The sequence below is a fragment of the Seleniivibrio woodruffii genome (assembly GCF_029267515.1).
In the GTDB taxonomy this organism is placed as follows: domain Bacteria; phylum Chrysiogenota; class Deferribacteres; order Deferribacterales; family Geovibrionaceae; genus Seleniivibrio; species Seleniivibrio woodruffii_A.
Genome location: NZ_JAJUIS010000007.1, coordinates 20,555 through 44,777 on the forward strand (window position 1 = coordinate 20,555; position 24,223 = coordinate 44,777).

The following is a 24,223-nucleotide window of genomic DNA, read 5'->3' on the forward strand; positions in this document are numbered from 1 at the left end:
TTCTTTGCCTCAGCGGGAACAGATGAAAGATATTTTCATTCAGATATGGCGTTTCAGGGCTTTTATCGCAGGCTCTGTTCTGACCGGCTTTCGTGTTAAGTTTGCGCGCAGCAGACTCGGCGGTCTCTGGGGAGTGATATCCCCACTATGCCAGTCCGCTGTATATGCGCTTGTCCTCTCTTCCGTTCTCTCCCCGCGCACCTCTTCGGCAGAAGTTTCATATGCGGCATATCTGCTCGCCGGAACTCTGGGGTGGGCTTTCTTTGCGGATGTCACCCTTGGCTGCGTAAACGTCTTTACGGACAATGCAAATATCATAAAAAAGGTATCTTTCCCGTCCGCTGTGCTTCCTTTTGCAGCGGCCGGTACTGCCGTGATAAACGCAGCCCTGCTTCTGGTTTCTGTGGCAGTCGTATTTATTTTTACGGGGCAAAGAGTTACGGCATATGCTCTCTGGCTTCCGGCACTTTACGGCTGTGCGCTGTTATTAGGTCTGGGGCTTGGTTTTCTGCTGGGGATATTGAATGTGTTCATGCGGGATATAAAGCATATGATGCAGGTTGTTATGCAATTCTGGTTCTGGCTGACTCCTGTTGTTTATATGGCTGATATAATTCCAGCCGGATACGGGCATCTTCTGAAACTGAACCCTCTCTATCCAGTTGTCACAGGGTTTCAGGACGCGCTTGTTTTCGGCAGACAGCCTGCGATTCTGCCGCTTGTTTTAGTGTCGGCGGTCGGCGCGGGACTTGTCTTCCTTTCACTTGTCCTTTACAGAAGGGCGGAGGGAGAAATGGCGGACGTGCTGTGAGTGCGCTCAGGGTTGAGAACGCCGGAAAGGTGTACCGCATGTACGGTTCCGGTTTAAGACGCGTGCTGTCATGGTTCGGCATCGGCAGAGGTGGTTATACCGACGTGCGCGTTTTGGAGGGGGTAAACTTCTCAATGGATGCGGGCGAAGCTGTCGGCATAGCCGGGCACAACGGCGCAGGAAAAAGCACGCTGCTGAAAATGATAGCCGGAATGACGCGCCCAACGGAGGGCACAGTTATTTACAGCGGAACCGTTTCCGCCATCATAGAGCTTGGGCTTGGGTTTCAGCCGGAGCTGACCGGCAGGCAGAACGCGGTGCAATATCTCGGCATGAGCGGTTTTCAGCCGGAAAGCATAAAAGAGGGCGTTGGCTTTGTTGAGGAATTTTCAGAGCTTGGCGGATATTTCGACAAGCCTGTTCGTATATATTCAAGCGGGATGCAGGCGCGGCTTGCCTTTGCGGCGGCAACAGCTTTCAGACCGGATATACTGATAGTTGATGAGGCTCTCTCCGTGGGCGATGCGTATTTTCAGCACAAGAGTTTCGGCAGGATAAGGGAGTTTCTCAGCAGCGGCACCGCGGTTCTGCTGGTGTCTCATGACAGGCAGGCTATGCAGAGCATATGCGACAGGGTACTTCTTCTGGACGGCGGCAGGCAGGTGATGGACGGCAACCCTTCGGAGGTGCTGGACTATTACAACGGACTGATGGCAAAACGCAGCGGCACAGCCGTAAGCCGGACAGAGGTGACCGGAGGACGGATGCAGACGGTTTCCGGCACGGGTGAGGCGAAATGCGTTTCAACAGGGATGTACGACGCGGACGGAAATCAGGTTGCCATTCTGCATGTCGGCAGAGAATACGAACTGCGCGTCTGGGTGGAAGTTGTTGCTGATATCAGTGATCTGGTTTTCGGCTATATGCTGAAAGACAGACTTGGGCAGACGGTTTACGGCACAAACACATGGTTTACCGGACAGGTTATTAAAGCGGAGGCGGGTACAAAACTCACTTTCAGGGTTCGTTTCAGGGCTGATCTGGGAGTCGGCAGCTATTCGGTGTCCACAGCGCTTTCAGGCGGCATGACCCATCTTGAGTACAATTACGAATGGCGCGATTTCGCTATGATGTTCGAAACGGTGAATACGGAGAAAACTCATTTTGAAGGGCACAGCTATGTGCCTTCGGTGATAGAGATAGAATATGAATAAGCAGAATATAAAGGCGGCGGTGCGGCGCATATGTGCTGTATTTTTCAGGATACCCTATGCTAAACGGGCGTTTTTTGTGGTCATGCCGGAGATTTTCGCGGAAAAGATGTTTCTGAGGCTGGGCATCCCCTCGGTCAAACCAGCCCTCAGCCGGGAAGGAAGGGGCGTTCTGAAACGTCTGAAAGATATAAGAAACGGGCGCATATGAAGGATTTAACACGGCTGACCGACGAAACAGGATTGCATGTGCCTGATGGCGTTTCAAGGGAGCTTGCTTACTATTCGGAGTCTCTGATAAACCCGCCAAGGGTGCAGCCGGACGGCGTTAAGCGTCTTCTGGCGGTGGTTTCACCCCTGCCGCCTCTGAAAACGGGAATCGCGAAGTACACGACGGAGCTTGCAGAGGGGCTGAAAGAGCATTACATGGTTGAGCTTGTGACAGACCAGCCGGAGGTTACTGGCGTTCCCCAAGGGTGTACAGTCAGAACCGTTTCGTATTTCAGGAAGAATTACAGGCGATATGACCGCGTGCTGTATCAGATGGGAAATTCAGGTTTCCATGCGCACATGCCGCAGCTTTTGCGTAGCTGTCCTGGGGCGGTCGTCCTGCATGATTTTTATCTGGGGCATTTTGCCGCATGGATGCAGTATATGGGGCACGCGTCGGACTTCCAGACTGAGGCTGTTCTCTTTTCCCACGGGCTTGGCGGGCTGAAACTTCTCACCCGCGAAGGACACGAAGCCGCCATGGAGAAGCTGCCCTCAAACAGGGAGTTTTTCGCCGGAAGCGTCGGGGTTTTCGTACATTCGGTCTATGCGCGGGAGCTTTCCCGCAGATTTTACGGGTATGAGTATTCTGAGAGAACCCGTGTTGTTCCGCAGGTGCACGCACTGCCGGAAACAGTTGACAGAAAAGGCGCGCGCGAACGGCTGGGGATACCCCATGATGCTTTTCTGGTGTGCTCGTTCGGGCATATAACGGAGACGAAATGCTGCGGCAGGCTTGCTTCTGTTCTGAAAGAAGTACCGGACGTGACAAGCGTTTTCGTCGGTGGATGCTCCGATGGGGAATATGAAAAGAGGATGGGTGATTCTGTTGTGACAGGCAGTGTTGATGACGAAACCTACGCACTCTATCTTCAGGCGGCGGATGCTGCCGTACAGCTCAGAAAGGCTGGCAGGGGCGAGACCTCGCGGGCGGTTCTGGACTGCATGGCATACGGAGTTCCGGTTATTGTTAACGACGACGGAGCCATGGCGGAGATTCCAGAAGACAGCGTTGTCATGCTGAAAGGCGGTTTTACCGACGATGAGCTTTCTGCTGCTGTTGCGAAACTGAAGGACAACGGGGAACTGCGCAGACTGCTCTCAAAGAGAGGCAGGGAATATGCACAAGGGCTTGTGCCATCCGCAGTCGGAAGGATTTTTTACGATGAGCTTGAGTCTCTGTACACTCAGGATGCGGATACGCACTTTGAAGAGTTTCTTAAAAGGGCGGAGCCGCAGATAAAGGCTATGGACGACGAAGCTCTGGAACAGCTTGCTGAGGCGGTGATGCACTGTCGCAGTGCCGTCGGGCGCAGAAATATATATTTCGATATCTCAGTCATATGGCATACGGATCACAGAACGGGGATACAACGGGTTGTGCGCTCACTTCTGCGCTCATTCGCGGAAGATTTTGTCACGGGTTACAGGATCATGCCGGTCTATATTTCATCTGCCGGCGGGCGGGTCTGCTATCGTAAGGCACCGGAATATTTTCTGAATTCTGTGTCTGAATTTGCTGAAAAACCCTGTCTGAAAGACCTTACGGATCTGGACGAATCTGGGGACATTATAGAACCGAACCGGAACGATATATTTCTTGGTGCGGATTTCGATCCGGTGAAAATTTACGGTGCATACCGTGACGGACTTTTCTCAAAATGGCGCGGGCGGGGTGCGAGGCTTCATTTTATAGTATACGACCTTCTGCCGCTGAAATTTCCTCAGTTTTTCCCTCATTACGCAATGGGGGGACATGCCGACTGGCTTTATGCAGCTGGTGTTTCCGCCAGCAGTCTTATCTGCATATCAAAGGCGGTGGCGGATGAGCTTGAAGAGTGGCTCATTGAGAACGTATCGGACAGAAGTGCAAAGGTGGACTGGTTTCACCTCGGCGCGGATATAATCTCTTCGGTTCCGACAGCTGGGCTGCCGGAGGGAGCTGATGCTTTCCTGTCTGATTGCCGCGAATCGGATACCTTTCTGATGGTTGGAACAATAGAACCGCGCAAAGGGCACTGGCAGGTGATCAAGGCATTTGAAACGCTTCTGGACGAAGGTGCGGACATTCGGCTGGTTATCGTCGGGCGGTTCGGCTGGATGGCTGACGAGGCTGTGTGCGCAATAGAGAACAGCAGGCACAGGGGTAAGGGCATCTTCTGGATAAAAGATGCGAGCGACGAATATCTGGACAGACTTTACGACGCTTCGGTGTGTCTGATTTCGGCGAGTTACGGCGAGGGGTTCGGGCTGCCGCTCATAGAGGCGGCACAGAAGGGTATACCGCTGATGGTCAGGGACATTCCCGTTTTCCGCGAGGTTGCGGGGGGGAACGCCTTCTATTTTTCGGATATAACGGCGCAGGGACTTGCAGACAGAATATCGCAGTGGTGCAGGCTGTGGGACGAGGGGAAACATCCGGACAGCGGCGGGCTGAGATATCTTACATGGTTTGAAAGTGCAGAGATGCTTATGGATAAACTGAATATATCAGGGGGATTACGGTTATGAAAAGGTTGATTGCAGGTCTGGTTCTGCTGCCTGCTCTTTCCGCGGGGTTCGCTTTGGCGGACACGGGGATAAGGGAGGCGTATGACCGTGCCATTGAAAACGACAGCATACTTCAATCCGCAAGACACTATCAGAAGTCTGCGGAGGCGGTGCGTAAACAGACCAGAGCGGGGCTTCTGCCGAACGTTTCCGGTCAGTATACCGCCCTTAAATACGATACTGACAGATACGGGGATTACGACACCAGAGAGCTTACTGTCAATCTTGTTCAGCCTGTTTTCGACCTTAACAGATACCGGCAGCACGAGCAGAGCAGATATACTCTGCAGTCCTCGGATGCGAAGCTGAAATCAGCCGAATCGAACCTGATTGTGAGGGTGGTCACGGCATACATGAACGTTCTGTATGCGAAGGATAACGTTGAGCTGATGAAGGCAAAGAAACAGGGCGCCCAGGAACAGCTTGTTCAGGCGGAGAAGATGTTCAGATCAGGTCTTGTCGCAGTTACCAACGTGCACGAGGCACAGGCAAATCTGGATACCGCCGAATATGAGATCGTGAATGCGCAGAACGCTTATCTGAACAACATGGTGGAGCTTGAATCCATAACGGGAAAGATAGACGGTGTGCGCTGTCTTGGTTCGGGATTCGGTTATGCCTCCCACGAACTGGGCACACTCGACCACTGGATTGAAACCGCAGCACAGAACAGCAGCGAGGTTAAATATTACAAGGCTCAGAGCAAATATGCGGACGAAAACGTTAAAATCGCCAAAACGCAGTATATTCCTACACTTAACCTGATAGCCGCATACAGAAAATCGGATCAGGTGAGCAACATAAAAAGTACGGAAACGGTCTATAAAAGCCTCGGAGCGCAGGTTTCAGTACCGATATTCAGCGGCGGATACACAGCCGCAAAGGTAATGGAGAGCAAAGAACGGTTCTATCAGTCCGTAAGCGACATGAACACCGCCGTGAACGAGATGAAAAAGAACGTTTCCGAAAAATATACGGCTCTTCTGGGCAGCAAAGCAAAGATTACAGCACTGGAAAGAACTTCCGCGTCCAACACACTGGCCTATGAGTCTAACAAAAAGAGTATGTCGGCTGGTGTCGTAACCCTTGTGGACGTTATAAACGCGCAAAACAACATGTTCGACAGTCTTTCACGGCTTTTGCAGGCGAAATATGAATATTTCACCGGATACATTGACCTTAAATACTATGCGGGGGTACTCACCGCCGCAGACGTTGATTTTCTTGAAACTCTCGTAAATTCTGAATGTAAGGTGAACTGATGGACAATCAAAGGCGTATGCCGGGCGGGTTTTCCGCAGGCGAACTTAAAAAGATACTGATGAAATTCAAGCGGACGTTTATTGCGCTGGCAGGTTTCAGCTTTGTAATAAACATGCTGATGCTGGTGCCGTCAATCTATATGCTCCAGATTTACGACCGCGTTCTCACCAGCCGCAATAAGGAGACCCTGCTTGTGATAACCCTTATCACGCTGTTCATGTTCGTTGTGCTGGCGGCGATGGAATGGGTGCGCTCCCAGATAATGATTGTCGCTGGAAACCGCATGGACGAGATGCTTTCGGGCAGAGCGTTTGCGGTAGCATTCGAAAATGCACTGAAAAGCGGGGCGGGTACGGCTTCGCAGGTGTTTCAGGACGTTACGGCAGTCCGCCAGTTCCTTACGGGACACGGACTTTTTGCGTTTCTGGATGCGCCCTGGTCGCCAATATATCTGATAGTTATTTATCTGCTGCATCCCGCGCTCGGTATCCTTGCTACGTGTGCGGCTATAGTGCTTATAATCTTTACTTTTATCACGGAATACGTGAGCAGGAAACCAATTGAGGAGGCGAACGTCAACTTCCGCAAGGCTACCATGTTCGCCACTACGAACTTCCGCAACGCGGAGGTGATAGAGTCCATGGGGATGCTTGAAAACGTGCGGAAACAATGGCTTCCCAAGCACCTTGCCTTTATGAAGCTGCAAAGTGTGGCGAGCGAACGTGCTTCCGGCATAAGCGCCATGACCCGTTTCGTCCGTATATCCGCACAGTCCATGGTATATGCCGTGGGTGCCTACTACGTTATAAATATGGATCTCACCGCAGGTTCCATGATAGCGGGTTCAATCCTTATGGGCAGGGCGCTTGCTCCCGTTGAGATGATTACCTCATCATGGAAGGGCTTTGTGTCAGCAAGAAACTCATACCGCAAGCTGGGAGAGCTTTTTGACGCTTTTCCTGAGGCGGAGGAGAAGATGAAGCTGCCCAGACCTGATGGAACCGTCGTTGCAAAAGGTGTTGTGGCGTCACCTCCCGGAGCGAATATCCAGATACTTAAAAACATCGGTTTCGAAACGAAGGCGGGGGAACTTGTGGCGGTGCTGGGACCCAGCGCATCGGGCAAATCCTCGCTGGCGCGGGTGCTTGTCGGCATATGGCGTCCGGTCATAGGCGATGTGCGGCTAGGCGGTGCAGATGTTTCAAAATGGGATAAGGGCGAGATGGGCAAATATATAGGGTATCTGCCTCAGGATATTGAACTGCTTGAAGGGACTGTTGCGCAGAACATCGCCCGTTTCGGCGAGCTTGACCCCGATAAAATTGTTGCCGCTGCGAAGATGGCCGGTGTGCACGATATGATTCTGGCACTGCCTGACGGCTATGAAACGTACATAGGCGAGGGCGGAACCGTGCTTTCCGGCGGACAGCGCCAGAGAATAGCTCTTGCCAGAGCGGTTTATGACGATCCGGTGCTTCTGGTTCTGGACGAGCCGAACTCAAACCTTGACGAACCAGGGGAACAGGCTCTTGTAGAGACTCTTAACAGACTGAAAGCACTTAAAAAGACCATCTTCGTCATTACCCACAGAACGCCTGTTCTGTCTGTTGCGGATAAAATAATGGTACTGAATAACGGCACCATACAGATGTACGGACCCAAACAGGAGATTATGGATACCGTGCGCAACGGTATGCAGGCGAGATTACAGCAGACAAAACCAACAGCGGTTTAAGGCGGTTGAAACATGAATACAGATACGTCAATCAGAAAAGATTCGAAAAAATATATTTATATCGGACTTGCGGTACTTATTCTCGGACTCGGCTTTTTCGGTATATGGGCCTTCACAGCTCCGCTGAGTCAGGGCGTTGTGGCACCCGGAACGCTGACATTCGTTGACAAGCGCAAGACAGTTCAGCATCTTTACGGCGGAACGGTTCAGGAAATCTCAGTTAAAGAGGGCAGCAGCGTTAAGGCTGGGCAGGTTCTAATTAAACTGGATGATTCCTCCACAAACGCGAAACTGAGCAGTGTCCGCTCGGAGTATTACACAAATCTCGCCCTTGAAGCCAGACTCAACGCGGAAAGGCTTGGGCGCGTATCGGTGGAATATCCGGAAATACTCAGAGACGCGGCATCCGATCCCGAAGTCGCCGATATCTTGAGAACCCAGAACGACCTGTTCAGAAAACGCAGAGATTCCGTTATGAACGAGAAACGGATACTCATGAATCAGAAACATGGCGTTATAGACTACGTCGCGCAGATGGAACAGCTCGCTGCATCCAGAAGAAAGCAGGTTGACCTGCTTGAAAAAGAGATCGATTCCGTAAAAACAATTGCGGATGAGGGATATTACCCCAGAAACAAAATGATAGAGCTGCAGCAGAACCTGCAGGGCATAGAGGCGACAAGGAGCGAGGAACTGGCGACCATCGAGCGCACAAGACGAAACCTTTCAGAGCTTGACCTCAAAATTTTGCAGGTTGACAGCGAATTCAGCAAGGACGTTGAGTCCACCCTCACGGACGTTCAGAAACGTATTGCCGGACTCAAAGAGGAGTACAACGCGGCGCTTGTCACCCATGAATCGATGATAATAAAAGCGCCTGAAGACGGCGTGGTCCTTGGACTTTCCGTGCATAATGCAGGGAGCGTAATCACTCCAGGTCAGAAGATTCTGGATATCGCGCCCATGCACGAGGCGCTTATAGTTCAGGCGGAGATTTCACCGCGCGATATAGACTCAGTGAGGGCGGGGCTTCAGTCGGAAGTCCGCATATCCGCTCTGGACGTGCATAAGACGCCATCTCTTTTCGGCGAGGTTGTCATGGTCTCTCCCGACGTGTTCCTTGAGCAGAACTCAGGGCGCTCATACTATATCTGTCAGATACGCATCCCTGAAAAAGAGCTTGTTAAGATAGGCTCCGCAGACAGGCTGCAGGCTGGTATGCCAGCGGAAGTTATTATAGAGACAGGAGAAAGAACGTTCATGGAATATCTGCTGCGCCCGTTCTTCAACAGGTTTGCATTGTCCATGAAAGAGCAGTAAAAGGAGATTCAGCGGCAATCCGGTTAGATCTTTTTGACTTCGATGCCGTATTTGGCGATGCGGTAGTTGACCTGACGGACAGTCATATTCAGCATCCTTGCCGCTTTTGCCTGAACCCATCCTGTCTTCTGCAATGCCAGCAGAAGCTGGGTTTTGTCAGAGTTGCTGTCGTCGGAGGGGAGTTCCTCCTCCGGCTTTTTGCCGTCGATAATGTGCGAAAGACAGAAATCACCACCGCTGCAGGAAATGTGTTCCGGTTTGATCCGCCCGTCTCCTGCTGTAAGGGCGGCGCGTTCGAGGCAGTTTTCAAGCTCGCGGATGTTTCCCGGCCAGTTGCAGTGGGAAAGAGCGGCGATTGTATCCGCCTCTATGCCGAAATTTTTACCATATGAATTGTTAAGCCTGCCGATGATGACTTCACAGATTGCCGGGATGTCCTCTTTGCGCTTGCGAAGGGGCGGCAGGTCGATTGTGAATACATTCAGTCTGTAGTAAAGGTCCAGACGGAATTTACCCGCCTGAACAGCCTCTTCCAGATTTTTATTGGTTGCGGCGAGTATCCTCACGTCAACCTTTGTGCTTTCAACTGTTCCCAGTTTTTCTATTGTTTTGTCCTGCAATACGCGTAGCAGTTTACTTTGCGCCTCCATTGGCATGTCGCCAACTTCGTCCAGAAAAACAGTGCCCCCCTCAGCCAGCTCAAATTTACCTTTCTTTTCGGCGGAAGCTCCGGCGAAAGCGCCCTTGGCATAACCGAAAAGCTCGCTTTCTATGAGGTCGGCAGGGATAGCGGCGCAGTTGACAGCGACGAAGGGTTTCGAACTTCTGTCGCTGTTATAATGGATGGTTTTGGCGACCACCTCTTTACCGGTGCCGCTTTCTCCACGGATGAGGACTGATGCGGAAGTATTAGTAACCATCGTGATTTTATCGAACACTTTTTCCATGAGCTTGCTGTTTCCTGCAAGCCCCTTAAAGGTGTATTTGGATTTTATCTCATTTATCAGACTCAGGTTTTCTGCTTCAATACGTATTTTCTCGTTTTTTACCAGAGAGAGCTCGTTCTCGAAAAACTCTGTTTTATGCAGGAAAGATGCTATAAGGTTCGCTATCATTTTCAGAATCTCAACCTCTGTGGTAACGCTGTTCATGCGGGAGCTGAATTTGTCCACAGCGAGAACGCCGAGGGTTTTTGCCTGAAATTTCAGCGGAACCGCTATGAATGAGGTTTGCTCAGTTGCCTTTGGGCGGTTGAGCTTGTTCAGAAACTGCGGCTCCCGCTCTATGTCAGGTATAAGAATTGGTACACCGAGACGAAATACCTTCCCTACCATGCCCTCGTCGCTCTGAAAATAAACGTTTGCCGCTGTTGTCTCGTCAACTCCCGCCGATGCCTCAAGCACAAGCCTATGTGTCTGGGGGTCGTGCAGAAGGATAAGGGCGCGTTCCACGGAAAGGGTGTTCTGCATCTGCTTAACAACTCCGTAAAGAGCGTGCCTCATGTTTGTGGAACTGTTTAAAATAACACTTATCTCATAGATGCTGTTAAGGGCTGTCTTAAAATAGTTGAGATATTTCATGCGTAATTGCGAGCAATATATGTGCCACGCAACGCCTGCCTAACGGTAAGGGTTACAGCGATTGATTCTGAAAAACTGATTAAAAAATAGGCGGATATAGCGTAAAAAGTATTCAGGAAAAAGTCATACAGGGTGTTCTATTCTGTTCTGCCGTTGGTCAGGAGAGAGTTTTGTCAAACGGCACGGAGATTGCTTGCATAACCCGTGTCACAACGAATAACCGCAAAGGAGGGTTTTAAATGGCATTTATTACTGGAACCAGAAAAAACGGTAAGGAATGGACTCCCAAGTTCATCATGGAACTCAGCAAAGAGTCCTGCATAGCCTGCGGACGCTGTTTCAAAGCATGTGCATACGCCTGCCTCGCACTTGAAGAATACGAAGACGAAGACTGCGAAAAAACCTATATGACAATAGTGGATGACGGCGCGTGCATAGGCTGCGAAGCCTGCTCAAAAGCCTGCCCCAAAGGCTGTTTTACACACGCTCCTGTAGAAGCGTAACAACAATATGCCCCCTCCCTTTCGCGGGAGGGGCTTTTTTTCACGAGGTGCGGAATGGAACTTAAAGTAAATCAGAAGGTGCTTGTAACAAAAATGATAAGAAACGACGGAACCTGTGCGGGATGCAAAAGGGGAACCCCTGTTGCGTATGAAGGCATGGAAGGGTTTATCTGCGAAATTACGGAGTTCCACTTCGAACCTGTCTACGTCGTTCACTTCCTTGACATAAACAAGAAACTCGGTTTCCGCGCGCAGGAGCTTGAGGTTATCGAGGATTTCGACGAGGAAGAGGGCAAGTGGACAGTTCTGGAGAGAAAGACCGCGTAAGGCTCTTCTCCATCCTTCTGTTGGGATGAGAAATGGAGATTGAGATCGCGTCGTCGCTGTAGCTCCTCGCGAAGACAAACATCTGTCTCTGCGAGCCTAAGGCGCGGCAGTCTCATAACACAGGATGGAGCAATTCTGTATCAGTAATAGGTCAGGGTTTCAGGATGAAACCCGTTCAGGAGGATTTCGGAGCTTTGCTTTGAAATCAGACGGAACGTGAGAGAGGCTTGGCTTTGCCAAGACGAACGTTGACAAAATTGTCCAAGGATGGAGCAATTTTGTATCAGTAATAGGTCACATTTGTATCGTACCGCCCGCCGAGGACAAGATATTCTTTCTCCCCGACGAAGCTGAGGTTCGGCAGAACCTCTGAAAAGAAAACTATCTTTGTATAAGGTATTTCAGACGTCAGGATGTAATCGCCGAACTGAGACGCAATGTCCCTGTCGGATGTGAATGAAACGAGGGAGTTTTGTTCAATACAGAGTCTCGTCCTGTCATATTCCTTCACCACAAGGTGCTCCGACAGGTCGTTGACGCCTCTGTAAAGCGTGATTTTCGGCAGTTTATCTTTATAGAAAGTCTCAAGTATACACTGGGTATAGGTGTAGAGGAGATCGAGCTGATGGAAGATAAGGTTTTTGTTATGTTTACTGTCCATCTTCTCAACCATGTATCCGTAGTATTCCTCGCTGTTGACATCGGGGATAATTTCCTTGTGAAAGAAAGGCATTATGCCGAACCGGCTTTCCACCCATCCTTTCATAACGGCGCCTTCTATGCTGTTGGAATCGAAGAGCCATCCTTTCAGAAGTCTGGTATAGCTGCCCATCTTCTTTCCGTTGTATTTTTCGGAAAGCGAGAAGAGGGTGTCCATGGCGTTTGCAAAAACTTTGGCGGCATTTTCAATTGTATCAGCCTGTTTGATGGAATTAAAAATGTCGGCATAATATTCCCATACGCCGCTGATGGTGATGGGAAGCACTTTCAGGTTATATTCGCTGCTTACGAACATATATGTCGGGATATTGATGAGGTTGGAGTAATGGTAAAACCTCTTCAGATCCTTCAGACGGGATATGCTGCTTTTCTGTTTTTCTACACCCATGATAATGAAATAGATGAAATCCTCAGAGTTTGCAAATGAAAAATGAACTCCTCAGAAGAGCGCTCGGAAGTTATCTGGGATTTGCCGTAGGCGATGCGCTGGGTGCCACGACGGAGTTCATGAACCCGCGGGAGATAAAGGAGCAGTACGGTGTTCATAACAGGATAATAGGGGGCGGATGGCTGAAACTGCGCGCTGGAAGGGTTACGGATGACACGGAAATGGCGCTGGCGCTTGGCAGCAGTATTATAGAGCAGAAGGGGTTTCTGCTGAAAGCGGCTGCCGACAATTTTGTGAACTGGATGAAGTCCAAACCTGTGGATATCGGTTCGACTGTGCGCCGCGGACTGAGGGATTATGTTACGCTGGGCAGAACCGAATCGCCATATTCAGAGCAGTCCGCCGGAAACGGCGCCGCAATGCGCAATCTGCCTGTGGTGCTGTACTGTCTCAAGGACTGGTCAAAATTTGAATATATGTCCCTCGCACAGGGGCGGCTGACTCATAACAACGAACATTCCGACCGGATAACCCTTGTTTTCGGGGAGATGGTGCGTGAGATATTCTCCAGCGGAGATAAGCTGAAAGTGCTTGAGATCGGCAACAGGCTTATCAGGGAATACCCGAAATATTCATATTCCAACTATAAGGGCGAGTGTTCCGGTTACGTTATAGATACTTTCAAAACGGTGATGCACTTTTTTGCAGAGGGCGAATATTTTGAAGATACTATGGTGAACACCGTTAATCAGGGCGGGGACGCAGACACCAACGGCGCGATAGTCGGTATGCTTGCCGGAGCGATGTATGGTGTTAATAATATTCCTTCGAAATGGCTTAGAAAACTGGATACAAAGGTTGTTGATGCTGTTTCCGAACAGACGGGCAGGCTTTTGAATCTGGAAGTGAGGGTGCACGATGAGATTTGAAACGGGCGATCTCCTTGATCATGTGGGTAAGGATCCTGTGGTTATAACCACAAACGGTACTGTCAGAAAGAACGGAAAGGCGAATCTGGGTTCCGGCAATGCGAAACAGGTCGGAGAGGTTCTGCCGTGGCTGGATGAAAAGCTGGGGTATCTCGTAGACCAGTTCGGCAACCATGTGCATCATCTGGATAATATGATAGTCAGCTTTCCTGTGGAGCATAGCTGGCAGGAAAGGGCGGATCTGGGTCTGGTGAAGCGTTCTGCGATTGAGCTTGTGATGCTTGTTGATCAGATTGGATGGGACAATGTATATATGCCGCTGCCGGGCTGCGGCAAAGGTGGCTTGCGTCCTTCGGATGTGATATCCATTCTGGCTCCGATACTTGATACAAGGTTCATTGTTCTGAATAAAGAATAGAGTGGGGCGGTTGAAGCCGCCCCTGAAATCATTTAAGACTGCTCACCGCTATTGTGTTATTTGATTCGATTGATGTGAAGCGGTGCATGTCCGGTATCATAAGATTTGTTACATTCCCTTCTTTGTGCTCAACGGCGATAGCTGCGCTGACGTTTACTCCGCCGGTGATGGTCTTTCCGTCTCTTGTGACAATTTTCACAACTTTCATGGGTGTTCCGTTTGCCGCTGTAAAAAACTCACCTTCAACATTCTGAATGGATCTGATGTCTGAAACGGGAACTTTGAACTGCGCGCCGTCACTTTTTATAAGCAGGACGCTTTTGTTGAGAGCCACTGAAGCTATTTTCGCCTCATAAACCTTGCCGGATTTCCCGACCGCCTTGATATTGTCCCCGACATCAAAGGCATCCGCTGTCTGAACTGCCATTGCGACAGCGAAAATCATGATAAGGCAGTGTGTCTTCTTGTGTATCATTGCACACCTCCATGACAGTTATATAAACAAACTAATATTTAGTTCAAGAGTAAAACTGATTTACATATAAGCCTCTGCTGGAAGTTATTACAGCGGTTAGAAATAAAAAATGTAAAGAGTGAAAAAAGAGTGTTTTAAACTGAAAAAGGCGGTCGCAGTGACCGCCTTCAGAAAACAGGTTGTAGTGTGGATTTATTTAAGGCTGCTTACAGCCATAGGTTCCTCTTCGATTTTGATTGATGAGAAACGGTGTACGTCGGGTATCATAAGGTTAGTAACGCTGCCTCTTGTATTTTCAACAGCCAGCGCCGCGCTGACAGCTATGCCGCCTAAAACTGCCTGACCGTCTCTTGTCGTAATTTTGACCACTTTGAGCTTTGTGCCGTTCTCCGCGGTGAAATATTCGCCCTCAACATTCTCCACAGAACGTACTTTTGCAAGGGGCATCTGGAATCTACACCCCTCTTTGCTGATGAAAAGAATGGTCTTGTTCTTTGCCATTCCGGATATTCTTCCCTCATAATCTTTTCCTGATTTTCCCACCGCTTTAACTTTTATTCCCATCTCAAAGGCCTTTGCATAGGGGATTACAGCGGTAATAAAGAATAAAACCAGAGAAGTGGACAGTAAAACATTAATCATGATGCACCTCCTGTTGCTACCAATAATGAGAGTAAAAAGACCTTTTTGGTAGTGTAAAAGAAATTTACATATAGCAGAACAAAAAATGAGCAGGTGACGCTTTTTTAATCAGTAAATGTTTATATTTGAATGTGTAATGAATATTACAATTTACCCTTTTCGCATATGGCAAAACTTACGAAAACAGGCGGACGAAAATGTGCAAAATATTATTCTATGTTTTAAAACCTTGGAAATAATAAGTTTTATTGCAAATGTAAGGTTTGTTACAATCACTGCTGTACAAGCAGTGGACAAAGAACGGTCGGAAAACGGCATATAAAATGCCTTGGTCTGAATAGTTGCGTTTTATCAATATATTACAAGAACTGGCATGACTGATGCTACATAATAGGCGTCAACGATAAAACAGGAGGAACCCAATATGGCTCTCAGACAAATTGCATTCTACGGAAAAGGCGGTATCGGTAAATCTACAACTTCACAAAACACTCTGGCTGCTATGGCAGAGATGGGCAAAAAGATAATGATCGTGGGCTGCGACCCTAAAGCGGATTCAACACGTCTTATCCTTCACGCCAAAGCACAGGCAACTATTATGGAACTTGCCGCAGAGGTGGGCTCGGTTGAAGATCTTGAACTGGACGACGTTCTTAAAACAGGATTCCTTGATATCCGCTGCGTTGAAGCTGGCGGTCCCGAACCCGGTGTCGGCTGCGCAGGACGTGGGGTTATCACTGCTATCAACTTCCTCGAGGAAGAGGGTGCGTATGAAGAAGATCTTGACTTCGTTTCATACGACGTTCTCGGTGACGTTGTGTGCGGCGGTTTCGCAATGCCTATCCGTGAAGGAAAAGCTCAGGAGATATATATTGTTACATCCGGCGAGATGATGGCTATGTACGCTGCGAACAACATCTCCAAAGGTATCCTTAAATATGCCAACTCCGGCGGCGTTCGTCTCGGCGGTCTCATCTGCAACGAAAGACAGACCGACAGAGAAGACGAGCTGATCACTGCTCTGGCAACAAAGATCAACACCCAGATGATCCACTTCGTGCCCAGAAACAACATAGTTCAGCACGCTGAGCTTCGCAGAATGACTTGCGTTGAGTATGACCCCAACTGCTCACAGTCAAACGAGTACAGAACTCTGGCTACAAAGATCATCAACAACAAAATGCTTAACATCCCCACGCCTGTTTCCATGCAGGAACTTGAAGACCTCCTTATGGAGTTCGGCATCATCAAGGAAGAGGATGAAAGCATCGTAGGTCAGAAAAAAGTTTCCTAACCCCATAGGAATTAAAAAGAGTGGGAAGTCTCAAAGTGTCTTTCCTATTCGGCTCCTGCTGCCGGATTCTTCAGGCATTTTCGAGACACCACGTTTAATTGAAGACTGTACTGAAAATTAAGAGGTCAATCTATGTCTGGTAAAAATGTGCATGAACACGGTGTTGAGGTCATGGAGGAAATCCTTGACGGATACAACGACGCAACCGCGAAAGACAGGAAGAAAAAAATAGAGGTCGTTAAAGCCGAAGACGTTAAATGCGGCATTAACTCTAACAGAAAGATACGCCCCGGCGTTATGTCCATGAGAGGCTGCGCATATGCGGGAGCGAAAGGCGTGGTTTTCGGACCCATCAAAGATATGATACACATCAGCCACGGTCCCGTTGGCTGCGGTCAGTATTCATGGTCTGCAAGACGTAACTTTGCAAACGGCATACCCGGTATCAGCAACTTTGTTACAATGCAGATTACATCTGACTTTCAGGAAAAAGATATCGTATTCGGCGGCGACAAAATGCTTACAAACCTCATCAGAGAGGCAGACCAGCTTTTCCCGCTGAACAAAGGAGTTTCCGTTCTTTCCGAATGTCCCATCGGTCTCATCGGTGACGACATCGAAGCTGTTTCCAGAGCAACATCCGCAGAGATCGGAAAACCCGTTGTCCCCTGCCGCTGTGAAGGTTTCCGCGGTGTTTCCCAGTCACTGGGTCACCACATCGCAAACGATTCACTGCGTGACTGGATATATGAAAAAGACGTTAAAGGCGTTGAGATTGAAGACAGCCCTTATAACGTGGCGCTGCTTGCAGACTACAACATCGGCGGCGACGCATGGAGCTCCAGAAAGATACTTGAGGAGATGGGACTTAACGTTATATCCCAGTCCACAGGCGACTCCACTGTAAGCGAAATCGCGAACCTTACAAAAGCGAAAGTTATTCTTCTGCACTGCTACCGTTCAATGAACTACATATCAAGATATGTGGAAGAAAAATTCGGTATTCCGTGGGTTGAATTCAACTTCTTCGGTCCCACACAGATTATAAAAAGCATGAGAAAGATAGCTTCTCATTTCGATGAGAAGATCCAGCAGCAGACAGAAAAGATAATCGCTGAGAAATATCAGCCTCAGTTCGATGAGATAGTAAGCAAGTTCAAACCGAGACTGGACGGCAAAAACTGTATGCTGTTTGTCGGCGGTCTGCGCCCCAGACACATCATCCCCGCTTTCCGCGACCTCGGCGTTCAGGTTGTGATAACAGGTTATGAGTTCGCACACAACGACGACTACGCGAGAACACTTGAATATGTGGAAAACACAACCTTCATCGTGGACGACATGAACGAATATGAAATGGAAAAGCTCCTTGAAAACTTCAAACCCGACCTCGTGGGTTCCGGTATCAAGGAAAAATATTCAACACAGAAACAGGGTATCCCCTTCCGCCAGATGCACTCATGGGATTACTCAGGTCCCTACCACGGGGTAGACGGCTTTAAAGTATTCGCAAGAGATATGGATATGGCTGTTAACGGAGCCATCTGGAAAAAGATCACTCCCCCGTGGAAATGATCCGACCGGAAATTAAGGAAAGGAGATTAAAATGAGTGAAAGAATAAAAGACCACGTTTCCCTGTTTAACGGCTGTGAATATCAGGATATGTTTGCTGAAAAAGCAAAATATGAAAACGCTGAAACGGATGCCAAAGTACAGGAAACACTTGAGTGGACAAAAACCAAAGAATACAGAGACCTGAACTTTGCAAGACAGGATCTGGTTGTTAACCCCCTGAAAGCGTGCCAGCCCTCCGGCGGTCTGTTCGCTGCAATCGGCTTCGAAGGCACTATGCCTTTCGTTCACGGTTCACAGGGATGTGCTTCATACTTCCGTTCGCACTTTATGCGCCACTTCCGCGAACCCTTCCCCACATCATGCGACGCCATGACTGAGGATGCTGCGGTTTTCGGCGGACACAATGCGCTTTATCTGGGTCTGCAGAACACATACGAGCTTTACAGCCCCAAAATGATAACAATGGTTACATCATGTATGTCCGAGGTTATCGGCGACGACATGAACTCTTTCGTTAAAAACGCGAAAGAACAGGGATTTATACCCGCCGATTTTCCTGTGACATTTGCCCACACCCCCTCTTTCGTGGGTTCGCACATTGTCGGCTACGACAACACCATGATGGCTATCCTTGGTCAGATGGGCGTTAAGAAAGAGACCAAAAATGACAAGATAAACGTCATTATGGGCTTTGACACTTACCTTGCGAACTATGAAGAGATCAAACGTATCTTCAAACTGTTCGGTGCTGAGATAAACCTGCTTTCAGATCCTTCTGAAACACTTAACTCACCCACCGACGGTGAATATAAAATGTACAGAGGCGGCACTTCCCTTGACGACCTCAGAGACGCTCCCAACTCCAAAGCAACACTGCTGCTTCAGAAATGGTCTCTGCTGAAAACCGCAGAGTTCATCGAGAAAGAATGGCAGCACCCTGTTAAAGTGGTCAATCCCTATGGTATCGAAGGTACAGACGAACTTGTCATGGCTATTGCCGAACTGACAGGCAAGCCCGTTCCTGCTGAACTTGAGTATGAAAGAGGTCAGCTTGTTGATGCTATCGCGGATTCCTACTACTGGATCCACGGCAAAACATTCGGTATAAACGGCGACCCCGACCTTGCATACGGTCTTTGCAGAGTCGTTATGGAAATGGGCGGCGAACCTATCCACGTTCTCGTATCCAACGGTTCAAAGGACTGGGAAGCTGAGACAAAAGCTAACCTCTCCAAATATGAGTTCGCTAAAGGCGCTCAGATATGGGCAGGAAAAGACATGTGGCACTTCCGTTCACTGCTCTTCACAGAGCCTGTGGATATGATAATAGGCAACTCATATGCAAAATATCTTGAAAGAGACACCGGCATAGCACTTTGCAGAATAGGCTTCCCGCTTCAGGACAGACACCACCTGCACAGATATCCCACCATCGGATACAAAGGCGGACTTCAGATGATGACATGGATAGTAAACCGTATGCTTGAAGACATAGACAAAAAGACTATGTACACAACAAGCTACGACATACTCAGATAAGCCTATGAAGGTAACGCTTAATAAAAAAGGGGACGTATACTCAGTATACGTCCCTAAAAAAGACATGGAACAGATAGTAGTCTCCATTGAACAGAATGGTGCATGGGGCGGTGAATTTACTCTGGCAAACGGCTGGGTGCTGGAGTTTGAAACATTGGATGCAGAACCGACTCTGCCGAGAACTATGGAGGCTAAACTGCTCACCAGAGGAGACTGATGTCTCCAGGGAGAAGCTATGAGACTGGCAATTCAGCAGCTTACGGAAGAGCCGGGCTGTGATCATAACCAAAAGAAGACGGCAGAGCAGAAGAAAGAAGCATGTAAAAAGCCCACTCCCGGTGCAACGGCAGGCGGATGCGCTTTCGACGGCGCACAGATAGTCCTGCTCCCCGTTGCGGATGCGGCGCACATCATACATGGTCCGATAACATGCTGCGGACAGAGCTATAACAACAGAGGTACCCGCACCCATGTGGGCAACCTTCACCAATACGGCATGACCACCGATATGAACGAACTGGACATAGTGTTCGGCGGCGAAAAAAAGCTGAAAGAATCGGTGCGGTACGTTGCCGGTAAATTCAAACCGAAAGCGATTTTTATCTATTCAACCTGTGTCACTGCTATGACAGGCGAGGATATCCACACAGTAGCAAAGGAGATGACCGAGGAACTTGGTATGCAGATTATCCCTGTGGATTCTCCGGGATTTTCAGGCAGCAAAAACCTCGGCAATAAGTTTGCGGGTCACGCGCTTTTTAACCACGTTATAGGCACGAGAGAACCGGAAAACGTCCCTATGTTTCCAATAAATCTTATAGGGGAATACAACATCGCCGGAGAGCTTTTTCAGGTTGAGCCGCTTTTTGAAGAGCTTGGCATAACTCTTTTCAGCAAAATGACAGGTAACGCGACATATGAGGAGCTGTGCTATGCCCACCGCTCAAAACTCAGCGTGGTGATATGCAGCCGCGCCCTTATCTCGCTTGCGCGTCAGCTTGATGAAAAATACGGAATACCTTATTTCGAAGGTTCGTTTTACGGAATGGGCGAAACGAAAAAAACGCTCATGAAGATTGCGGAAATGATGGGCAGCGACCTCCTGAAAAAGAAGGTGGAGGAGCTTACCGCACGCAAGGAGAAGGAGACTTTTGAGAAACTGGCACCCTATCTGCCGATAATGAAAGGCAAAAAGGTACTCGTTTACACTGGCGGCGTCAAAAGCTGGTCGATTCTGAAACAGCTTGAGGAAATGGGCATGGAGGTCATTAAATCCAGCACCAGAAAATCCACAGAAGAGGATATCGCCAGAATACTTGAATATTTCGAAGGAAACGAAGACGGTCTGATGCCCAAAGGGGACGGAAAGACCCTGCTTAAATATATGAAAGAGTACGATGCCGACCTGTTCCTTGCGGGCGGTCGGAATATGTACAACGCCATGAAGGGGCAGGTTCCCTTTGTGGACGTGAATCAGGAGAGACATTTTGCATTCGCGGGATACGAAGGCTCGCTGGTGCTTGCACAGAAAATATGCGGCACGCTGACGTCCCCCGTATTTTCCATTGTTAAGAAGCCTGCTCCGTGGGAGGTCAGCTTTGGTTAAGATAATAGAAAAACCGCTGTCCGTTAACCCTCTGAAAAAAGGCTCCATAATGGGCGCGATAACCGCATTTCTCGGTATGCACAGGGTTATGCCTCTTGTGCACGGCGCGCAGGGATGTATGGCATTCACAAAGAATTTTCTGACACAGCATTATCGGGAGGTTACTCCTATGCAGTCTACCGCTGTGTTCGACATAGCCACCATAATAGGCGACGACAGCAATCTTCACGAAGGGATTGCAAACGTCATCGACAAGCAGAAACCTGATTTCATAGGGCTTGTGACAACTGGTATGACAGAGGTGCGCGGGGACGATATTAAAGGAAGCCTCATCCGCTTCCGAGAGAAATACCCGCAATATGACTCTACTCCTGTTGTGCCCGTCGCCTGCCCCGACTTCAAAGGGGACGCGGAAACCGGATACGGCGCCGCCTGTGCCGCCACCCTTTCGCTTCTGATAGAGCCTGCGGTGCGCACCGACTACAGAACCAGAAGAATGGTGAACATTCTTGCGGGGATGCACCTCACTGCCGGAGACATAGACTGGATGAAACGAGTTTTCGAGGGTTTCGGGCTGGATGTGATAGTCTACCCCGACCTGTCCGCAAGTATGGGCGGTCAGGTGAACCACTTTTACGGTCTGCCGGAGGAGGGAACCTCCATCGACACCATAAAGAAGATGGGACACGCCGATTTCTCCATAGTTGTGGGCGGCTGTATGGAAGCGTCAGCGGATATACTGCTAGAGCGCTGCACGGTTCCCTATAAAAAATTCGATTCGCTCACAGGCATCGAAGCGTCAGATGAACTTGTTTCGTGGCTGATGGACTATACCGGCAAACAGGCTCCAGGCTGGCTGAGGATTCAGCGTCAGAGGGCTGTTGATGCACTGCTTGACGCGCATTTCAGTTTCAGCGGTAAGTCATTCTCCATCGCCGGAGAACCGGATCTGCTTTACGGTCTCGGCAACTATCTCACAAAGGAGATGGGGATAAGACTGGAAACCGCAGTTACCACCGCGCGCCACGGCATGTTTGAAAACCTTCCTGCGGATAACATAATAATGGGCGATCTGGAAGACCTTGAAGATTACTCCAAGGTTTCCGACTTTATAATAGCCAGCTCAAACGCAATACCCATGTGTCACAGGGCGCATAAGCCGCTCTATCGCGTCGGGTATCCTGTAAAGGACTATCTGGGGCATTTTCACAGAACCTTTATCGGCTACTACGGAGCAATGATGCTCGCATTTGACATAGGAAACATATGTATGACACTCGACATCGAAAGGTCGGGTCACTAGGGGGATTTTTATGAAAATTGGCTTCTGCACAAACGATCTTAAAACCGTGGACGAACACTACGGCAGAGCGACAAAGGTCGCCATCTATGAAATAGATGAAAAATCCTATACCCTGAGCGAAGTGCGCGAGTTCGCAGAACAGGACGAAGGCACAGAGCATAAACTGGACACAGGCTCAAAGGCTGAAAAACTTGCAGACTGCGCAATACTTTATGTCGCACAGATAGGCGGTCCCGCCGCTGCCCACGTCATAAAAAATAAAATACATCCGGTTAAGGTGAACGATCCGGTTCCTATTGCTGAGATTCTGGAAAATCTGAAGACCACTCTGGCTGGGAACCCTGCTCCCTGGCTGAAAAAAGCTCTCTACAGAGACAGACAGCCGGAATAAGGGGATTTTATGGCAAATACTTTCAGGGATGTCCTGATAACTAAGATTCGTTCCCACGATCCGCATAATATATGGAAAAACGTTGCGGACGATACGCTTATGACCAGATACTACGTCCTTACCAAAGATGACAAGAAGAAAATAGACGCTTTTTCTGCTATATCACCGGAGACTGTAGCAAAAATACGGCTTTATTATGAAGCGGTTGCCCTGTATGTTGAGCAGCAGTGCGGAAAGATGGTTGTCACCGTGCTGGATATCAACACCGAGGGATTCGGCAGGGCGCTTCTGGTCTATGAGGATTATATTTTCCTGCAAAAATTCCACCGCAATGCCCATAAATTCGGGTTCGCGACACTCGAAGAGGTTCTGGAAGAGGGCGAAACTCTCGCCGCCAAAGCCATTGCAAAAGCGGAAAGTTTCAATTTACCTGAATAGAAAGCGGGTCATGCCGTGACCCGTGTTCTATTCACAGTCTGCCTGCAAGTCTTGACAGGTAACTCCCTTTTTTGTATCTGCCACCGTGTCCGATGCAGTTTTTATGTACTTTTTTTCTGCCCTCCGCTGATACGGCGGGCTCACCTGTCCTCACTATAGCTCCAGAAGGGCAAGCAATGATACATGCTCCACATTCGTTACAGATGTTCTGCGACAGTTCACAGCCGTCTTCTGAAAAGGCTATAGCTCCCAAAGGGCAGACTGTTGCGCATATGCCGCATTTTGTACAGTCGGTGTTAATTTCCACAGCCATATCATCTCTCCCTGCACATCCCGTGTCCGCCGCCGCAGTTTTTGTCTCTGCGGTGTCCGCGTCCAGCTTGCCGTCCGTGTTCCGAACAGCCGTGACCGTGCATATGTCCGCCGTGGAAGAGTTCTCCTCCCCTCTCTTCGAGGTTGGCAGTGAGTTTCTCCATTATGGCGAGAAACTGGTTCTGTTCCTCTTCAGTAAGAGAATCGAAAAGCGCTCCGGACATTTCAAGTATTGCTGCCTTAGACGCCTTGAGTGCTTTTTCTCCCTTTTCTGTCAGATGGATACGCATGACGCGCTGATCGCTTTCGTCCTGCCTGCGCTCTATAAGACCTGATTGTTCAAGTTTGACAAGCATCTCTGTCATGGATGAAGGGCGTATGTCAAGTATCTCCGCAAGTTCGGACTGTTTTGCCCCTGCGTTTTCAGCTATTAGTGAAAGAAGATGCCCCTGTCCCCGGTGGACTCTGTGGTCGTGCATATCGTGTGCGTGTTTGTGGCTCTCTCTGTGAACCAGCCTTGAAAGGCGGATGAAAGCCGAAAGAATTTTTGGTGAAACTTTATCCATCAGAATACTCCCTGATATTTATTTAGGTACCTTATAAAAAGAAAGATAGTCGATGG

At 49.2% G+C, this 24,223-nt stretch carries 25 protein-coding genes; 19 read left to right on the plus strand and 6 right to left on the minus strand.

Features of this window, described 5'->3' with window-relative positions; all coding sequences use genetic code 11:
• The first annotated feature begins 22 nt into the window (after positions 1-22).
• The 7 genes from Q7P67_RS08640 to Q7P67_RS08670 are packed head-to-tail and all read left to right on the plus strand — an operon-like array spanning position 23 to position 9,160.
• Positions 23-811, plus strand: coding sequence for an ABC transporter permease (locus tag Q7P67_RS08640; protein WP_303851562.1), 789 nt, complete (start codon positions 23-25; stop codon positions 809-811).
• Entirely contained in the window at positions 808-2,025 is a 1,218-nt protein-coding gene (locus tag Q7P67_RS08645) for an ABC transporter ATP-binding protein (protein WP_303851563.1), read from the plus strand. The genes Q7P67_RS08640 and Q7P67_RS08645 overlap by 4 nt, the downstream gene beginning before the upstream one ends.
• On the plus strand, positions 2,018-2,233 hold the full coding sequence (locus Q7P67_RS08650) for a hypothetical protein (RefSeq protein WP_303851564.1): 216 nt from the start codon (positions 2,018-2,020) through the stop codon (positions 2,231-2,233). Before Q7P67_RS08645 ends, Q7P67_RS08650 begins: the two co-directional genes overlap by 8 nt.
• Positions 2,230-4,803, plus strand: a complete 2,574-nt coding sequence (locus Q7P67_RS08655) for a glycosyltransferase (RefSeq protein WP_303851565.1) — start codon at positions 2,230-2,232, stop codon at positions 4,801-4,803. Before Q7P67_RS08650 ends, Q7P67_RS08655 begins: the two co-directional genes overlap by 4 nt.
• Positions 4,800-6,104, plus strand: coding sequence for a TolC family outer membrane protein (locus Q7P67_RS08660; RefSeq protein WP_303851566.1), 1,305 nt, complete (start codon positions 4,800-4,802; stop codon positions 6,102-6,104). Before Q7P67_RS08655 ends, Q7P67_RS08660 begins: the two co-directional genes overlap by 4 nt.
• On the plus strand, positions 6,104-7,840 hold the full coding sequence (locus Q7P67_RS08665) for a type I secretion system permease/ATPase (RefSeq protein WP_303851567.1): 1,737 nt from the start codon (positions 6,104-6,106) through the stop codon (positions 7,838-7,840). Before Q7P67_RS08660 ends, Q7P67_RS08665 begins: the two co-directional genes overlap by 1 nt.
• A gap of 12 nt (positions 7,841-7,852) precedes the next feature.
• The gene (locus tag Q7P67_RS08670; protein WP_303851568.1) at positions 7,853-9,160 is read left to right on the plus strand and encodes an HlyD family type I secretion periplasmic adaptor subunit; all 1,308 of its coding nucleotides are present in this window, start codon (positions 7,853-7,855) and stop codon (positions 9,158-9,160) included.
• A gap of 23 nt (positions 9,161-9,183) precedes the next feature.
• Here Q7P67_RS08670 and Q7P67_RS08675 read toward each other — a convergent pair whose 3' ends face one another.
• On the minus strand, positions 9,184-10,740 hold the full coding sequence (locus Q7P67_RS08675) for a sigma 54-interacting transcriptional regulator (protein ID WP_303851569.1): 1,557 nt from the start codon (positions 10,738-10,740) through the stop codon (positions 9,184-9,186).
• A gap of 239 nt (positions 10,741-10,979) precedes the next feature.
• On the opposite strand from Q7P67_RS08675, the gene fdxB reads away from it, so the two are divergent.
• Entirely contained in the window at positions 10,980-11,243 is a 264-nt protein-coding gene (gene fdxB / locus Q7P67_RS08680) for a ferredoxin III, nif-specific (RefSeq protein ID WP_303851570.1), read from the plus strand.
• A gap of 54 nt (positions 11,244-11,297) precedes the next feature.
• A complete protein-coding gene (locus Q7P67_RS08685) occupies positions 11,298-11,570 on the plus strand; it encodes a nitrogen fixation protein NifZ (RefSeq protein ID WP_303851571.1) in 273 nt (90 codons plus the stop codon).
• 283 nt (positions 11,571-11,853) lie between these two features.
• On the opposite strand, the gene Q7P67_RS08690 is transcribed toward Q7P67_RS08685, so the two are convergent.
• The gene (locus tag Q7P67_RS08690) at positions 11,854-12,678 is read right to left on the minus strand and encodes an NAD(+)--dinitrogen-reductase ADP-D-ribosyltransferase (RefSeq protein ID WP_303851572.1); all 825 of its coding nucleotides are present in this window, start codon (positions 12,676-12,678) and stop codon (positions 11,854-11,856) included.
• Between the two features lie 35 nt (positions 12,679-12,713).
• On the opposite strand from Q7P67_RS08690, the gene draG reads away from it, so the two are divergent.
• Both draG and Q7P67_RS08700 read left to right on the plus strand, forming a co-directional pair.
• Positions 12,714-13,607 (plus strand): ADP-ribosyl-[dinitrogen reductase] hydrolase, encoded by an 894-nt coding sequence (draG, locus tag Q7P67_RS08695; protein WP_303851573.1) that lies wholly within the window; start codon positions 12,714-12,716, stop codon positions 13,605-13,607.
• On the plus strand, positions 13,597-14,025 hold the full coding sequence (locus Q7P67_RS08700) for a hypothetical protein (RefSeq protein WP_303851574.1): 429 nt from the start codon (positions 13,597-13,599) through the stop codon (positions 14,023-14,025). The genes draG and Q7P67_RS08700 overlap by 11 nt, the downstream gene beginning before the upstream one ends.
• Before the next feature lie 28 nt (positions 14,026-14,053).
• On the opposite strand, the gene Q7P67_RS08705 is transcribed toward Q7P67_RS08700, so the two are convergent.
• Both Q7P67_RS08705 and Q7P67_RS08710 read right to left on the minus strand, forming a co-directional pair.
• Positions 14,054-14,500: a hypothetical protein gene (locus Q7P67_RS08705; RefSeq protein WP_303851575.1), complete on the minus strand. Its 447-nt coding sequence runs from the start codon at positions 14,498-14,500 to the stop codon at positions 14,054-14,056.
• Positions 14,501-14,692: 192 nt separating this feature from the next.
• Positions 14,693-15,142, minus strand: coding sequence for a hypothetical protein (locus tag Q7P67_RS08710; protein WP_303851576.1), 450 nt, complete (start codon positions 15,140-15,142; stop codon positions 14,693-14,695).
• A 424-nt stretch (positions 15,143-15,566) separates the two neighbouring features.
• Here Q7P67_RS08710 and nifH point away from each other — a divergent pair, with 424 nt between their 5' ends.
• The 8 genes from nifH to Q7P67_RS08750 all read left to right on the plus strand — a co-directional run bounded on the left by nifH (position 15,567) and on the right by Q7P67_RS08750 (position 23,289).
• Complete coding sequence (gene nifH, locus Q7P67_RS08715; RefSeq protein ID WP_132872172.1) at positions 15,567-16,436, plus strand: nitrogenase iron protein; 870 nt, start codon at positions 15,567-15,569, stop codon at positions 16,434-16,436.
• Positions 16,437-16,568: 132 nt separating this feature from the next.
• Positions 16,569-18,011, plus strand: a complete 1,443-nt coding sequence (nifD, locus tag Q7P67_RS08720) for a nitrogenase molybdenum-iron protein alpha chain (RefSeq protein WP_303851577.1) — start codon at positions 16,569-16,571, stop codon at positions 18,009-18,011.
• Positions 18,012-18,042: 31 nt separating this feature from the next.
• Entirely contained in the window at positions 18,043-19,551 is a 1,509-nt protein-coding gene (gene nifK, locus Q7P67_RS08725) for a nitrogenase molybdenum-iron protein subunit beta (protein WP_303851578.1), read from the plus strand.
• Between the two features lie 4 nt (positions 19,552-19,555).
• Positions 19,556-19,768 (plus strand): putative nitrogen fixation protein NifT, encoded by a 213-nt coding sequence (gene nifT, locus Q7P67_RS08730; RefSeq protein ID WP_303851579.1) that lies wholly within the window; start codon positions 19,556-19,558, stop codon positions 19,766-19,768.
• 18 nt (positions 19,769-19,786) lie between these two features.
• On the plus strand, positions 19,787-21,157 hold the full coding sequence (gene nifE, locus Q7P67_RS08735) for a nitrogenase iron-molybdenum cofactor biosynthesis protein NifE (RefSeq protein WP_303851580.1): 1,371 nt from the start codon (positions 19,787-19,789) through the stop codon (positions 21,155-21,157).
• On the plus strand, positions 21,150-22,460 hold the full coding sequence (gene nifN / locus Q7P67_RS08740; protein WP_303851581.1) for a nitrogenase iron-molybdenum cofactor biosynthesis protein NifN: 1,311 nt from the start codon (positions 21,150-21,152) through the stop codon (positions 22,458-22,460). The genes nifE and nifN overlap by 8 nt, the downstream gene beginning before the upstream one ends.
• Before the next feature lie 10 nt (positions 22,461-22,470).
• Positions 22,471-22,851, plus strand: coding sequence for a nitrogen fixation protein NifX (nifX, locus tag Q7P67_RS08745; RefSeq protein WP_303851582.1), 381 nt, complete (start codon positions 22,471-22,473; stop codon positions 22,849-22,851).
• A 9-nt stretch (positions 22,852-22,860) separates the two neighbouring features.
• On the plus strand, positions 22,861-23,289 hold the full coding sequence (locus Q7P67_RS08750; protein ID WP_303851583.1) for a DUF269 domain-containing protein: 429 nt from the start codon (positions 22,861-22,863) through the stop codon (positions 23,287-23,289).
• A 31-nt stretch (positions 23,290-23,320) separates the two neighbouring features.
• Here Q7P67_RS08750 and Q7P67_RS08755 read toward each other — a convergent pair whose 3' ends face one another.
• Both Q7P67_RS08755 and Q7P67_RS08760 read right to left on the minus strand, forming a co-directional pair.
• Positions 23,321-23,602 carry a 4Fe-4S dicluster domain-containing protein gene (locus Q7P67_RS08755; RefSeq protein ID WP_303851584.1) on the minus strand — a complete coding sequence of 94 codons (282 nt, stop codon included), beginning with the start codon at positions 23,600-23,602 and terminating at the stop codon, positions 23,321-23,323.
• A gap of 1 nt (position 23,603) precedes the next feature.
• The gene (locus Q7P67_RS08760) at positions 23,604-24,167 is read right to left on the minus strand and encodes a MarR family winged helix-turn-helix transcriptional regulator (protein WP_303851585.1); all 564 of its coding nucleotides are present in this window, start codon (positions 24,165-24,167) and stop codon (positions 23,604-23,606) included.
• Positions 24,168-24,223: the final 56 nt, after the last annotated feature.